Origin of the sequence: Roseateles sp., from assembly GCF_965229315.1 — a bacterium.
Classification (GTDB): domain Bacteria; phylum Pseudomonadota; class Gammaproteobacteria; order Burkholderiales; family Burkholderiaceae_C; genus Pelomonas.
Genome location: NZ_CBDDJA010000001.1, coordinates 338,148 through 351,144 on the forward strand (window position 1 = coordinate 338,148; position 12,997 = coordinate 351,144).

The 12,997-nt window shown below is 70.0% G+C and carries 12 protein-coding genes; 5 read left to right on the plus strand and 7 right to left on the minus strand.

Annotated features, from left to right (window positions below; genetic code table 11):
- Nucleotides 1-75: 75 nt before the first annotated feature.
- Complete coding sequence (locus ACO07H_RS01590; protein WP_422010422.1) at nt 76-2,052, minus strand: site-specific recombinase; 1,977 nt, start codon at nt 2,050-2,052, stop codon at nt 76-78.
- A 36-nt stretch (nt 2,053-2,088) separates the two neighbouring features.
- The gene (gene apaG, locus ACO07H_RS01595) at nt 2,089-2,463 is read right to left on the minus strand and encodes a Co2+/Mg2+ efflux protein ApaG (protein WP_422010424.1); all 375 of its coding nucleotides are present in this window, start codon (nt 2,461-2,463) and stop codon (nt 2,089-2,091) included.
- A gap of 101 nt (nt 2,464-2,564) precedes the next feature.
- On the opposite strand from apaG, the gene ACO07H_RS01600 reads away from it, so the two are divergent.
- The 4 genes from ACO07H_RS01600 to ACO07H_RS01615 all read left to right on the plus strand — a co-directional run bounded on the left by ACO07H_RS01600 (nt 2,565) and on the right by ACO07H_RS01615 (nt 5,216).
- On the plus strand, nt 2,565-3,311 hold the full coding sequence (locus ACO07H_RS01600) for a substrate-binding periplasmic protein (RefSeq protein ID WP_422010426.1): 747 nt from the start codon (nt 2,565-2,567) through the stop codon (nt 3,309-3,311).
- Nucleotides 3,312-3,390: 79 nt separating this feature from the next.
- On the plus strand, nt 3,391-4,017 hold the full coding sequence (locus ACO07H_RS01605; RefSeq protein ID WP_422010428.1) for a DNA-3-methyladenine glycosylase I: 627 nt from the start codon (nt 3,391-3,393) through the stop codon (nt 4,015-4,017).
- A gap of 25 nt (nt 4,018-4,042) precedes the next feature.
- Nucleotides 4,043-4,741 (plus strand): ribulose-phosphate 3-epimerase, encoded by a 699-nt coding sequence (gene rpe, locus ACO07H_RS01610; RefSeq protein WP_422010430.1) that lies wholly within the window; start codon nt 4,043-4,045, stop codon nt 4,739-4,741.
- Nucleotide 4,742: 1 nt separating this feature from the next.
- A complete protein-coding gene (locus tag ACO07H_RS01615) occupies nt 4,743-5,216 on the plus strand; it encodes a low molecular weight protein-tyrosine-phosphatase (protein WP_422010432.1) in 474 nt (157 codons plus the stop codon).
- A gap of 38 nt (nt 5,217-5,254) precedes the next feature.
- Here the strand turns inward: ACO07H_RS01615 and ACO07H_RS01620 are convergent, their stop codons facing one another.
- The 4 genes from ACO07H_RS01620 to ACO07H_RS01635 all read right to left on the minus strand — a co-directional run bounded on the left by ACO07H_RS01620 (nt 5,255) and on the right by ACO07H_RS01635 (nt 11,487).
- Nucleotides 5,255-8,353 (minus strand): efflux RND transporter permease subunit, encoded by a 3,099-nt coding sequence (locus ACO07H_RS01620; protein WP_422010434.1) that lies wholly within the window; start codon nt 8,351-8,353, stop codon nt 5,255-5,257.
- Nucleotides 8,350-9,591, minus strand: a complete 1,242-nt coding sequence (locus tag ACO07H_RS01625; RefSeq protein WP_422010436.1) for an efflux RND transporter periplasmic adaptor subunit — start codon at nt 9,589-9,591, stop codon at nt 8,350-8,352. Before ACO07H_RS01625 ends, ACO07H_RS01620 begins: the two co-directional genes overlap by 4 nt.
- Before the next feature lie 76 nt (nt 9,592-9,667).
- Nucleotides 9,668-10,582: a pseudouridine-5'-phosphate glycosidase gene (locus ACO07H_RS01630; RefSeq protein ID WP_422010438.1), complete on the minus strand. Its 915-nt coding sequence runs from the start codon at nt 10,580-10,582 to the stop codon at nt 9,668-9,670.
- Complete coding sequence (locus ACO07H_RS01635) at nt 10,579-11,487, minus strand: carbohydrate kinase family protein (protein ID WP_422010440.1); 909 nt, start codon at nt 11,485-11,487, stop codon at nt 10,579-10,581. The genes ACO07H_RS01630 and ACO07H_RS01635 overlap by 4 nt, the downstream gene beginning before the upstream one ends.
- A gap of 22 nt (nt 11,488-11,509) precedes the next feature.
- Here ACO07H_RS01635 and gph point away from each other — a divergent pair, with 22 nt between their 5' ends.
- Nucleotides 11,510-12,226 carry a phosphoglycolate phosphatase gene (gene gph, locus ACO07H_RS01640; protein ID WP_422010442.1) on the plus strand — a complete coding sequence of 239 codons (717 nt, stop codon included), beginning with the start codon at nt 11,510-11,512 and terminating at the stop codon, nt 12,224-12,226.
- Here the strand turns inward: gph and ACO07H_RS01645 are convergent.
- Nucleotides 12,207-12,806, minus strand: a complete 600-nt coding sequence (locus ACO07H_RS01645; protein WP_422010444.1) for a chalcone isomerase family protein — start codon at nt 12,804-12,806, stop codon at nt 12,207-12,209. The two genes, gph and ACO07H_RS01645, sit on opposite strands and share 20 nt — an antisense overlap.
- Nucleotides 12,807-12,997: the final 191 nt, after the last annotated feature.

Genomic DNA, 12,997 nt, shown 5'->3' on the forward strand with positions numbered 1-12,997 from the left:
TCTTCGTCTTCATCATCTGGTGGACCATGTTCTCGGGCCGCAACAAGGGCGAGCGCCGGGACGATTAGCCCGCCGTCAGGGCGTCCACTCGCGCGGCGGCACGAGGAAGCTCATCGGCTCGCGGCGCAGCCGCTCGCGCACGGCGGCGTACACGCGCTTGCGGTCGGCCAGCTTGATGCCGCGCGAGCGCAGCGCCACCTTGAAGGCGCACAGGAAGCTGACGCCGACGTTGAGCATGCCGATGCCGGCGATGCAGAGCACGCAGGACCAGAACGCCCAGGTCGCCATGACGCCGAAGCCCAGCGCGCCCACGGCCGCGGCGAGCTGGCCGGTGGACAGCGTCACGTGGCGCACCTCCAGCGGCAGGCCCACGAAGCCCAGCAGCGGCGGCACCAGGCCGAGCATCAGGCCCAGGCTGGTGTTGGCGGCGAGGCCGGAGATGTTGTCGCGCCACCAGCGCGACCAGCGCTGCGCGCGCGACTGGCCCAGCGTCGCGACGATGCGCGGGTTCCAGGCGATGGCGCTGTCCAGGCGGTGGAACACGAACCAGTTCTCCACCCAGCCGGCGATCAGGCTGGACGCGAACAGCAGCGTGCCCGTGAAGGCCGCGAACAGCAGCGACGGGCCGAACAGGCTCAGCGAGTGCAGCACGTGGTGCGCGTCTTGCGCGCCCACCAGCGGCGCGCCGAATGCGGCCCAGCACAGCAGCTGCACCGCCAGCACCAGCGGCGCGGCGAGCGCGAGGTTGCCGATGATGCCGGCGGCCTGGGACCGCACGAGGTTCGCCACCTCGTCGACGAAATCGCGCAGGCCGTCGTCGCGCTCGATGTGGCGCAGCTTCTCGGCCATGGCCGGCGCCGTCATGGCGGGCTGCTTGGTGGCCACCGTCCAGTGCAGCAGGTGGATGAGCACGAAGCTGGCCGCGTAGTTCACGCCGGCCCAGAAGCCGCCCCAGAACGCGGTGAAGCCCACCAGCGCGATCATGAACTTGAGGAACGTGGTGCCCGCGATGACGGCGCCGCCACCGGCTGCGCGGCGCAACATGTCGCGGTATTCCTCGCGACTGCGGGTGATGTAGTGCTCGCCGGTCTCCGCGCTGCGCTCGGCCACCTTGCGCGCCAGCAGCGAGTAGTGGCGCGCGAACAGCGTGCGCAGGCTGCGCCGCTCGTGCACGACGCGCACCAGGCCGGCCACCAGGCGCAGCAGCTCGCGCTGCGGCTCGGGCGACAGCAGGCAGCCCATCAGCGTCTCGATGCGCTTGAGCCGCGCGGTGAGCTGCTCCACCGAGAACATCAGGTCCACCGACACGCCATGCGCCTCCAGGTGGTCGGGCACGGTCTGCGCGGCGGCGCGGCAGCGCTCCAGCAGCGCATGCAGGTACTGCGTGGCCGGCACCAGCGCCGCGCCGTCGCGGGCGGCCAGTGCACGCTCGACGGCCTCCCAGACCGTGGGCAACTGGTGGAAGGGCTTGCCCTGCAGCAGCGACTCGTCCATGCGCACGCGCAGCGGCCCGGCCAGCCCCGCGGCATGCACGCTGCTGACGAGGACGGTGATCGCGGCCTGCATCTCCACGCGCCAGCCCTCGTCGGGTGCCGCGGCGAACAGCAGCCGCAGGCGGCCCAGCAGCTCGTCGTCGATGGCGGCGATCCAGTCCTCGTCGTTCTCGTCGCCGAACAGCAGCTCGAACAGCGCGGCCAAGTCGCGGGTGTCGGCCGTGGCCGGCAGCAGGCGGCGGCGCAGGCGCCCGAGGAACTCATGCCACAGCGCCATGCGCGGCGCAAAGCCCACCTCGGCGAACAGCGCGACCGCATCGACGTCGTTCCACACGCCGGCGATGACGTCCGCGAAGGCGCGCGCATGATCCGGGTGGCGCTCCAGCACGTTGAGCAGGTGCTTGAGGCGCACGACCGGCAGCGGCCGGCTCGACGCCTCGTCGCGCGGCGCGTGGCGCAGCCATTCGAGCAGGCGCACCAGCCAGAGGTTGCGCTCCGCCAGCACCGCCTGCGGATCGGCCGCGTTCAGCAGCGCGGTGAGGTCCCAGCGTCGATTCATCAATTCAGGCGTCCGCCGTGGCTTGGACGAGGGGCTTCAATGCAGACTGGCGCTGTCCGCGAGCAGGAACTCGGCGACCTCGCTGTAGAAGACCTCGCACGCGTCGGTCGCGCACAGGAAGCGCCCGCGCATCGTGCCCTGCGGCGTGCCGATCTGGGCCCAGGAGCTGTACTGGAAGCTCTGGCCGGGCGCCAGCACGGGCTGGTGGCCCACGACGGCCAGGCCGTCCACGACCTGCGTCTGGCCGCGCGCGTCGGTGATCTCCCAGTGCCGGCCGATGAGCTGGGCCAGCACGTCGCCGGTGTTCTCGATGGTGATGGTGTAGCTGTAGGCATACAAGCCCTGCTCGAGGTGGGTCTGCTCGGGCAGGGTCTGCACCACGGCGCTGCAGGTGAAACGTGGGTTGGCCATGCCGCCATTGTCGGGCCAAGCGCCTGCATGACGGCCGGCACTTGCCCGGCGGCCGGCGGCGGCTATGCTGGCCGGATGATCGTCAGGTTGCGGGATTTCAAGTGCTGCGCTGGCTCTGCCTGCTGAGCGCGCTGCTGAGCCCGGCGGCGCCGGCCCAGGAGGTGCAACTGCGGACGGTCCAGCAGAGCGGATCGACGGTGAAGTACGACCCTGACGGCGGCACGCAGCGGCCGGGCCTGTGCATGGAGATCCTGCATGCCGTCGAACGCGCCGACCCGGGCGTGCACTTCACGGGGCTGGCACAGCACGTGCCGCTCAAGCGCGTCGAGCGGCTGCTGGCCGACGGCCTGGCGGACGCCGTCTTCTGCCTGCTGAAGTCGCCTGAACGCGAAAAACAGTGGCGTTATGTGCCGGTGCCGCTGTACCTGATCCGCCATGTCATCGTGCAGCGCGTCGACGACCCGCGCCAGTTCGACAGCCTGGGCGAGCTGACCGCGCTGAGCCGGCAACGCCCCGTGCTCGTCACGCGCGGCACGGCGCTGGCGCGGCAACTGCAGGGAGCGCAGGTGCACATCGCCGAGGTCAGCTCCGAACGCGAGGCGCTGCAGATGCTGGCGCTGGGACGCGCCGACGTGATCTACGGGCAGGACATCAACCTGCAGCGCCACATCACGGACAGCAAGATGGGCGACAAGGTGAAGCTGGGTCGCACCGTCTTCCAGGAGGAGGCGCAATACCTGGCGATACGCGCCGACCTGCCGGTCGCCCAGGAAGAACGCCTCACGCAGGCGCTGCGCAAGCTGGAGCGCGACGGCACGCTGCGCCAGCTGGCCGACAAATACCGCTGAACCCGCCCGCACCCCGCGCCTGCTGACACGACCGGGCGCGGACGCACCGACACTCGCCACCCTCGCACGCATCGCCACCATGTCGACAGGCCCACGACCTCTCTTCCTGCCGCCCGACGGCCGCCCCCGCTGCGCCTGGTGCGCGGCCGCGGCCGGTGACGACGCCTACCTGCGCTACCACGACGAGGAATGGGGCCGGCCAGTGGCCGACGACTTTCGCCTCTTCGAGAAGCTGTGCCTGGAAGGCTTCCAGAGCGGGCTGTCGTGGCGCACCATCCTGAACAAGCGCGAGGCTTTCCGCCAGGCCTTCGCGGGCTTTGACTACCACCAGGTCGCGCGCTTCGGCGAGGCCGACGTGCAGCGACTGCTGGCGGATGCCGGCATCGTGCGCCACCGCGGCAAGATCGAGGCGGCCATCCACAATGCGGGCCGCTGCGTGGAACTGGTGGCCGAGACGGGGTCGCTGGCCGCTTACCTGTGGCGCTTCGAGCCGCCAAAGAACTCGGTGGCGCACAACCTGGCCACGTCGCCGGCCTCCGAGGCGTTGTCCAAGGACCTGAAGCAGCGCGGCTGGAAGTTCGTCGGCCCGACCACGATGCATGCGCTGATCCAGGCCATGGGCCTCATCAACGACCACCAGCCCGGCTGCCACCACTGGGCTGTGGCGCAGCAGGCGCGCGACAGCTTCAAGCGGCCCGGTGGCTGACCCCCGGCTCCTAGAATCCCGGGCCATGGCCGCCCCTCACTACCGCATCGCCCCCAGCCTCCTGTCCGCCGATTTCGCCCGCCTGGGCGACGAGGTGAAGACCGTGCTGGCCGCTGGCGCCGACTGGATCCACTTCGACGTGATGGACAACCATTACGTGCCCAACCTGACCTTCGGGCCCATGGTCTGCGAGGCGCTGCGCAAGCACGCCGTGAAGCCCGACGGCACGCCGGCCGTCATCGACGTGCACCTGATGGTGCAGCCGGTGGATGCGCTGGCGCAGGCCTTCTGCCGCGCGGGCGCCGACCTGGTGAGCTTCCACCCCGAGGCCAGCGCGCACGTGGACCGCACGCTGCAGCTCATCAAGGCCGAGGGCAAGCAGGCCGGGCTGGTCTTCAACCCGGCCACGTCGCTGGACGTGCTGGAATGGGTCATCGACAAGGTGGACCTGGTGCTCGTGATGAGCGTGAACCCCGGCTTCGGCGGCCAGAGCTTCATCCCCAGCGCGCTGAGGAAGCTGCGCCAGGCGCGCGAGATCATCGACAGCCACCAGCGCGAGACGGGCCGCGCCATACGCCTGGAGATCGACGGCGGCGTGAAGGTCGACAACATCCGCCAGATCGCCGACGCGGGTGCGGACACCTTCGTGGCCGGCTCGGCCATCTTCGGCCAGCCCGACTATCGCCAGGTCATCGACGCCATGCGCCAGCAACTGGCGGCCTGACATGGCCGCCCTGCTCCTTGTCTGCACCGCCAACATCTGCCGCTCGCCGATGGCCGAGGCCATCTTCAAGGCCAGGCTCGGCGACGTGTTCAAGACCATCGCCTCCGCCGGCGTGCACGCCGACCCGCGCGGCGGACCGGTGGACGCGCGCGCCGCGGCGGCGCTGGCACGACACAAGTACAGCCTGGACCGCAAGTGGCGCTCGCGCCGCGTGGACCTCGAACAACTGGGGAAGTGGGACCTCGTGCTGGCCATGGAGTCCGAGCACGTGGAGGCGCTGCGCAGGAAGGCGGCGCCCGAACATCACGCGCGCATCCTGATGCTGACCGACTTCGTGCCCGAGCTGGCGGGCCAAGACATCCCCGACCCCTACTTCGGCCCGGCCGCCGGCTTCGACGCCGTCATCGGCATGATCGAGCGCGCCGCGGCCAGCCTACAGATGGCGGCCCGCGAAGGGCGGCTCAAGTTCGCCTGATCCGGGGCCTGTTGCCGCGGGAAGCCGACAGGCCCTAACTAGGCCTTGCTGGAGAACTCCGCCACTTCGCGCACATCCGGCCCCTGGCCGCTGAAGCGGTCCAGCGCCAGGTAGATGACCGGCGTGATGTAGAGCGTCACGGCCTGCGACAGGATCAGGCCACCCACCACGGCCAGGCCCAGTGGCTGGCGCAGTTCGGCGCCGGCGCCCAGGCCCAGCGCGATGGGCAGCGCGCCCATCAGCGCGGCCAGCGTGGTCATCAGGATGGGCCGGAAGCGCAGCTCGCAGGCCGAGCGGATGGCCTCGGCCGGCGTCAGACCCTGGCTGCGCTGCGCGTCCAGCGCGAAGTCGATCATCATGATCGCGTTCTTCTTGACGATGCCGATCAGCATGACGATGCCGATGGTGGCGATGATGGTCAGCTCCATGCCGAACAGCTGCAGCGTGATGAGCGCCCCCACCGCTGCCGACGGCAGGCCGGCCAGGATGGTGATGGGGTGGATGTAGCTCTCGTACAGCACGCCCAGCAGCACGTAGATGACCGCCAGCGCCAGGCCGATCAGCAGCAGCTGGCCGCCCTGCGAATCCTGGAACACCGCCGCGTCGCCGCCGTAGCTGGTGATGATGGTGGACGGCAGCTTGATCTCGCGGGCATAGCCTTCCAGCGCGCCCGTCGCGTCGCCCAGCGGCACGTTGGGGGCGAGGTTGAAGCTGATGGTGATGGCCTGCAGCTGCCCCTGGTGGTTGACCGCCGTGGGGCCCAGCGTGCGCTGCACCGTGGCGAAAGCCGTCAGCGGCACCTGCGTGCCGTTGCGGCCGCGCAGGTAGATGCGGTCGAACGCATCCTCGCTGGCACGGTCGCCATCGCTGGCCTCCATGATGACCTGGTAGGTGTTGCTCTCGGCATAGATGCTGGACACCTGCCGCTCGCCGAAGGCGTTGTACAGCGCGCTGCGCAGGTCCTGCATCTGCACGCCCAGGATGGAGGCGCGCTCGCGGTCGATGATGAGGCTAGCCTGCAGGCCGCGCAGCTGCGAGTCGCTGGTCACGTCGCGGAAGCGCTGGTCGGTGCGCAGCTTGTCCTGCAGCTTGACGGCCCAGGAGTTCAGCTCGCCGGCCGACACCGACTGCAGCGTGTACTGGTAGCGGCTCTTGCTCTGGCGGCCGCCGAGCTGCAGGTTCTGCACCGGGCGCAGGTAGACGGCGATGCCGGGCACCTGGCGGAACTGCTTGCGCAGGTTCTCCAGCACCTTGGCCATCTCGGGCCGTTCGCCGCGCGCCTTCAGGTTGATGAACATGCGGCCGGTGTTGGTCGCGCCGCCGCCACCGCCGCCGCCCACCGCCGAGCTGACGGCCGCGACCGACGGGTCGTTGCGCACGATCTCGGCCACGCGGTTCTGCAGCAGCGTCATCGCGGCGAAGGAGATGTCCTCCGACGCCTCGGTGCTGGCCTGGATCTGGCCGATGTCCTCTTCGGGGAAGAAGCCCTTGGGGATGGTCACGTAGAACCACACGGTGAGCGCGAAGCTGATGACGGCCACGCCCAGCACCCACACGCGGTGGCGCAGCGCGATGTCCAGCGTGCGCATGTACGTGCCCAGCACCGCGTTGAAACCACGCTCGAAGGTGCGGCCCAGCCAGCCTTCCTCGTGCGTGTCGTGGTGCTTGAGCAGGCGGCTGCACAGCATGGGCACCAGCGTCAGCGACACGCCAGCCGACACGAGGATGGACAGCGACACGACGACCGCGAACTCGTGGAACAGCAGGCCGATGACGCCCGGCATGAAGAAGATCGGGATCAGCACCGCGACCAGCGACACCGAGATCGACACGATGGTGAACGCCATCTCGCGCGCGCCGCGTATGGCCGCGTCGAACGGCGCCATGCCGTCCTCGATGTGGCGGTGGATGTTCTCCAGCATGACGATGGCGTCGTCCACCACCAGGCCCACGGCCAGCGTGATGCCCAGCAGCGAGATGTTGTCCAGGCTGTAGCCGAGCGCGAACAAGAGCGTCAGCGCACCGATCAGCGAGATGGGCAGCGACAGCGTCGGGATCAGCGTCGCCACCGCGCGGCGCAGGAACAGGAAGATGACCATCACGACCAGCACCGCCGTCAGCGCCAGCGTGAAGTAGACGTCGTGCAGCGACTCGCGGATGGACAGCGAGCGGTCGTTGAGCATGCGCATCTCTATGGACGCGGGCATCTGCGACGCATAGCGCGGCAGCATGGCCTTGACGGAGTCGACCACCCTGACGGTGTTGGCATCCGGCTGGCGCTGTATGGCCAGCACGATGGACGGCTCGCCCTGGAAGGTCGAGTAGGTCTTGCTCGTCTCGACGCTGTCCTGCACCTCGGCCACGTCGCTCAGGAACACCGGCGCGCCGTTGCGCGAGGCGACGACGACACGGCCGAACTCGGCCGCGGTCTTGAGCTGCTTGTTGGCCTGGATGGTCAGCGTCTGGCGCGCGCCGTCGAGCACGCCCACCGGCGTGTTGGCATTGGCCGCGCGCACGGCCGTCTGCAGCTCTTCCAGCGTGATGTTGCGCTGGTTCAGCAGCTCGTTCTTGACCTTGATGCGCACCGCGAAGCGCTTCTGCCCGAAGATGGACACCTGGGCCACGCCGTCGAGCGTGGACAGGCCCGGCGACAGCAGGTTCTCGGCGTAGTCGTTCAGCTCGGTCAGGTTGATGGAGGGCGACGTCAGCGCCACCAGCAGCACCGGCGCGTCGGCCGGGTTGACCTTGCGGTAGCTGGGCGGCGACGTCATCTCCGTCGGCAGCGCGCGCAAGCTGCGGAACAGCGCGGCCTGCACGTCCACGGCCGCCGCGTCGATGTTGCGGCTGGGGTCGAACTCCAGCGTCAGCGACGTGTTGCCCAGCGTGTTGGTGGACGAGATCGTCACCAGCCCGGCGATGGTGGAGAACTGCTTCTCCAGCGGCAGCGCGACGGACGAGGCCATCGTGTCCGGCGAGGCGCCGGGCAGCGAGGCCTGCACGTTGATGATGGGCGTGTTGTACGAGGGCAGCGCCGCCACGGGAATGCGGCTCCACGCCGCCAGGCCGGCGATGACCAGCGCCAGGTTCAGCAGCACGGTCATGACCGGCCGCCGGATGAACAGCTCCGTCAGCTTCATGGGGCGTTACCGGACGCAGCGGCAGAGGCGGCCGCGGCTGAGGAAGCCGGCGCACCCGCGGCGCGCACGACGGCGGCCTGCAGGCGCAGCGGCGTGCCCGGCCGCAGGTTCTGCTTGCCGTCCACGACGACCTGCTGGCCCGCTTCCAGCCCGTCCACGACGGCCTGCTCGCCCAGGGTCTGGCGCACCTGCACGGTCACCAGCTTGGCGGTGTTGTCCGGCGCGACGACGTAGACCGAGCGCTCCGTGGTGCCGCGCATGATGATGGCGGCCTGCGGCACGACGGTGGCGTCCTTCAGCGTGCGCAGCGTCACGCGCACCCGCACGTACTGGCCGGGCCACATGGTGTGCGCCTTGTTGTCGAACTCGGCCTTGACCTTGATGGTGCCGGTCGTCGAATCGACGAGGTTGTCCACCACCGTCACGCGGCCCTTGACCGGCGCAGCACCGCGAGCGGCGCCGGAGACCGGCAGCGCCTCGGCTTCCAGCGCGCCGCCGCGGGTGGCGGCCAGCAGATGCCCGAGCTGGCTCTCGGGCACGGTGAAGGCGATGCTGATCGGGTCGAGCTGGGCGATGTTGACCAGCGGCAGCGCGGTCGCGTTGGCCTGCACCAAGCTGCCGGGGAAGACGCTGACGATGCCCACGCGGCCGCTGATGGGCGCGCGCAGCTCGTTGTAGCTCGTCGTCACCTGCGCGGCCTGCACGGCGGCCTCGTCGCTCCTGACGAGCGCCTGGCCGGCTTCGAGGTTGGCCTGGGCGGTGTCCAGCGCGCTGCGCGACACGAAGTTCTGCGCCACCAGTTCCTGCGCACGCTTGAACTGCCGCTCCAGGTCGGCTTGTGCGGCGCGGTCGCGCGCGAGCTGGGCGCGAGCCTTCTCCAGCGACGCGCGGTCGGCGCGGTCGTCGAAGCGGAACAGCAGCTGGCCCTGCTTCACGTCCTGCCCGTCCTTCACGAGCACCTGGGCCACCGTGCTGGTGGTCTGCGCACGCAGGTCCACGCTCTGCAGCGCGGTGACGGTGCCGCTGGCCTCCAGGCTGACCGGCACGTCGGCCTGCACCACCTTCACCACGCCCACCATCTGCGGCGGCGGTGCGCTGGCGGCCTTGCCCGGCGCAGACGCGGCACCCGACGGCGCAGCGTTCGCGTCGGCATCGGACTTGCGCCCGCAACCAGCCAGGCCGAGGGCCACCAAGACGATCAGGAGGCCGGATAGGCGCAGCGGAAGAGTCGGACGCATGAAGCGGAGCCTGCCAAAAGTAATGGGGATTGACGACAAAAACGGATCAGCTTAACCGCTGAGTTTTCCTCGTCGATCAAGCGCCGGTCAGGAGCGCCCGTGCCAGGCGCGCGCCGGCCACGGCGTTGTGCTTCACGAGCGCGATGTTGGTCGCCAGGCTGCGCCCGCCCGTCAGCGCCTTGATGCGCGCCAGCAGGAAGGGCGTGATCGCCTTGCCCTGGATGCCCTGCACGTCCGCCTGCGCCAGCGCGGCGGCCGTGATCGCATCGATCTCTTCCAGCGGCATCGCATCGGCAGCCGGCACCGGGTTGCTCACGACGACGCCACCCGACAGCCCCAGCGCCCACTTGGCGCGGATGAAGCGCGCCTGCGCGTCCGCGCCGTCCATGCGGAAGTCGGCCTTCAGGCCGCTGTCCGGCGTGAAAAAGGCGGCGAAGTTGTCCTGCCCGATGGACAGCACCGGCACGCCGTGCGTCTCCAGGTACTCCAGCGTCAGCGACAGGTCCAGGATGGACTTGGCACCGGCGCAGACCACCGCCACCGGCGTGCGCGCCAGCTCCTGCAGGTCGGCCGAGATGTCGAAGCTGTCGGCGCCGCCACGGTGCACGCCGCCGATGCCGCCGGTCACGAAGACCTCGATGCCGGCCAGGTGCGCGCAGATCATCGTCGCGGCCACCGTCGTGGCGCCCAGGCGGCCCGTGGCGATGGCATAGGGCAGGTCGCGGCGGCTGAGCTTCATCGCATCGGGCGCCTGGGCGAGCTGCGTCAGCTCGTCATTCGTGAGCCCCACGCGGATGCGCCCGCCGATGACGGCGATGGTGGCCGGCACGGCGCCTTCGGCGCGGATGATGTCCTCCACCTCGCGCGCGGTCTCGAGGTTCTGCGGCCACGGCATGCCATGGGCAATGATGGTGGATTCGAGCGCCACGACCGGGCGCCCTTCGGCGCGCGCGGCAGCGACTTCGGGAGAGAGCTGGATCAGGTCGTTCATCGGGTCGTCAGGAAATCGGGGTTGAGGTCGCCGTGCACGCTGTCCTCGGTCTGCAGCGTCAGCGCAGCCAGATCCAGGCCCAGGCGGGCCGCGGCGTCGAAGTCGTCGGGGTCGTTCAGCAGCGAGGCGCACACGCCGGCCGACAGCGCATCGCCGGCACCGGTCACGTCCATCACCTCCACCTGCGGCGCGGGCCAGTGGCGCGGCGCGCGCCCGGGCGTGCTGAGCAGCAGCCCGGCCGCGCCCTTGGACACGAGCACGCAGCCCACGCCGCGCGCATGCAGCGCGTCGAAGGCCTCGTTCGGGTCCGCGGCCACGGTGGCCAGCTCGCCGGCGTTCATGACCAGCAGGTGCAGGCCTTGCAGGTCGTGCGGCAGCCGCTCCATCTTGGCCTCGGACACGGCCACGCCCACCAGCGGGATGCCGCTGGCGCGCGCCTCGCCCAGCAGCAGCGGCCAGGCGTCGGTCGGCAGGTTGCCGTCGGCCACGACCAGCGCGGCGCTGGCCCGCAGCGCCTGGCTGGCCGCCAGCGCCCAGGGGTTCAGGCTTTCCACCAGCGGCATCGCCGCCAGGCCCAGCTCCAGGCTGCCGTCGGGCGCGAGCACGGCGGTGTAGCTGTCGCTGGCGTGGCGGCGCAGCCGGATCACGGCGCGCATGTCGATGCCGACGGTGGCGGCCTGCTCCAGCAGCATGCGGCCGCCGGCGTCGTCACCGACGGCGGCCACGAGCGACACGGGCAGGCCCAGGCGCGCCAGGTTCTCGGCCACGTTGCGCACGACGCCGCCGGGCGTCTCGTGCGACTCGCAGGGGTTGGACGATCCATGCAACGACCGCGCGAACAGCTTGAGCTTGCGATCGATGTTGAGGCCGCCAATGCAGACAATGGGGGCGGCGGGTGAAGTCATGGCCCGATTCTAGAAAGGCACCTTGTCATCTCGAAAACCCCTGGCCTGCCTGCTGGACCTGGACGGCACGCTGGTCGACACGCTGGGCGACTTCGTCGCGGTGCTCAACCTCGTGCTGGCCGAGTTGGGCCAGCCACCGGTGGCGCGGGAGTTCGTCGCGCGCACCATCGGCCGCGGCAGCGAGCACCTGATCCGCCAGACGCTGGCCCATGTGGGCGCCAGCGCGGCGCTGTACGACGACGCCTGGGCGCGGTACCAACGCCACTACGCGGCCGTGAACGGCGAGCACGCGGCGGTCTACCCCGGCGTGGTCGAAGGGCTGGCGCTGCTGCGCGCGGCCGGCCTGCCGCTGGTCGTGCTGACCAACAAGCCCGGCGAACCGGCGCGCGAGCTGCTGCGGCGCAAGGGGCTGAGCGGCTACTTCGTGCACGTCTTCGGCGGCGACGACTTCGCGCGCAAGAAGCCCGACCCGCTGCCGCTCGTGAAGACCTGCGAGGCGCTGGGCACCCCGCCGGCCGCAACGTGGATGGTGGGCGATTCGCGCAACGATGCCGAGGCCGCCAACGCGGCGGGCTGCCCGCTGATCCTCGTGACCTACGGCTACAACCACGGCGAGGACATCCGCGCCGTGCCGGCGCTGCAGCACCTCGACCAGCTGGACCAGCTCCGACTCGATGGACCGCCGCCCATCGCCTGCGGGCCGGGCGACGGGCCTCGGTTCAGCGGCGCGCCTTCTTGATGCCCAGCAGCGCGTCCTTCAGGCCGTCGTCCGCGGGCTTCTCGCCCAGCCAGATGCGCAGCAGGGCCCCATAGAACTCGGGCTCCTTGATGGGATCGCTGATCAGCGGCTTGCCGTTGAGCTGCAGCGTGGAGCCGACGCCCGGCACGTAGTCCACCGAGAAGTTGTCGCCGCTGTTGAGCTGCTTGCGGCTGGCGAACACCTCGCTGAGCTTGAGCACGCCGTTGATGCACTTGACGAACTCCTCGCGCGGCGCATTGGCTTCCATGCCCTTGGTGAACAGCTTGCCGAGTTCGTTGCCGTCGATGTCGCGCAGCATCTGGATGTGGATGCGCTTGGGGCCGGGGGCGGCCAGCACCTCGGCCGTGGTGTTGACCTTCGTGGTCAGGTACAGGCCGGCGGTGTAGACCTTGACGACGAACTTGTAGCGGATGCCCGCACCATTGAGCTGCAGCTTCTGGCCGGCCAGATCGAGGGCGGTGTCGTACTTCACGTTGGCCACGTCGACCGTCTCGGCCCAGGTGGTGGTGGCAGCCAGGCTTCCCAGGGCCAGGCACGCCGTGACAAGGAATGCGCGCATGTTTTGTCTCCGTTTCGTGCCGCGACAACGGCGGCTTCGCGGGCGGGAGTATGGCGTGGCCGCGTGAAGCCCACTGATACACTGGACCGATCATGTTCATGGCGCGCAAGCACAACGTCACAGGGTCGAGCGACCGGGGAGCCTGGCCCTGGCGTCCCTGGGCCATCGTCGATTGATGCTGCTTGGCGCGC

Excerpts from the sequence above, each read along its gene's own strand:
- ACO07H_RS01630 (WP_422010438.1), bottom strand. The coding sequence starts at position 10,582 with ATGAACGACCTGATCCAGCTCTCTCCCGAAGTCGCTGCCGCGCGCGCC.
- rpe (WP_422010430.1), top strand. The coding sequence starts at position 4,043 with ATGGCCGCCCCTCACTACCGCATCGCCCCCAGCCTCCTGTCCGCCGAT.
- ACO07H_RS01620 (WP_422010434.1), bottom strand. The coding sequence starts at position 8,353 with ATGAAGCTGACGGAGCTGTTCATCCGGCGGCCGGTCATGACCGTGCTG.
- ACO07H_RS01615 (WP_422010432.1), top strand. The coding sequence starts at position 4,743 with ATGGCCGCCCTGCTCCTTGTCTGCACCGCCAACATCTGCCGCTCGCCG.
- ACO07H_RS01605 (WP_422010428.1), top strand. The coding sequence starts at position 3,391 with ATGTCGACAGGCCCACGACCTCTCTTCCTGCCGCCCGACGGCCGCCCC.
- apaG (WP_422010424.1), bottom strand. The coding sequence starts at position 2,463 with ATGGCCAACCCACGTTTCACCTGCAGCGCCGTGGTGCAGACCCTGCCC.
- ACO07H_RS01590 (WP_422010422.1), bottom strand. The coding sequence starts at position 2,052 with ATGAATCGACGCTGGGACCTCACCGCGCTGCTGAACGCGGCCGATCCG.
- ACO07H_RS01645 (WP_422010444.1), bottom strand. The coding sequence starts at position 12,806 with ATGCGCGCATTCCTTGTCACGGCGTGCCTGGCCCTGGGAAGCCTGGCT.
- ACO07H_RS01625 (WP_422010436.1), bottom strand. The coding sequence starts at position 9,591 with ATGCGTCCGACTCTTCCGCTGCGCCTATCCGGCCTCCTGATCGTCTTG.
- ACO07H_RS01635 (WP_422010440.1), bottom strand. The coding sequence starts at position 11,487 with ATGACTTCACCCGCCGCCCCCATTGTCTGCATTGGCGGCCTCAACATC.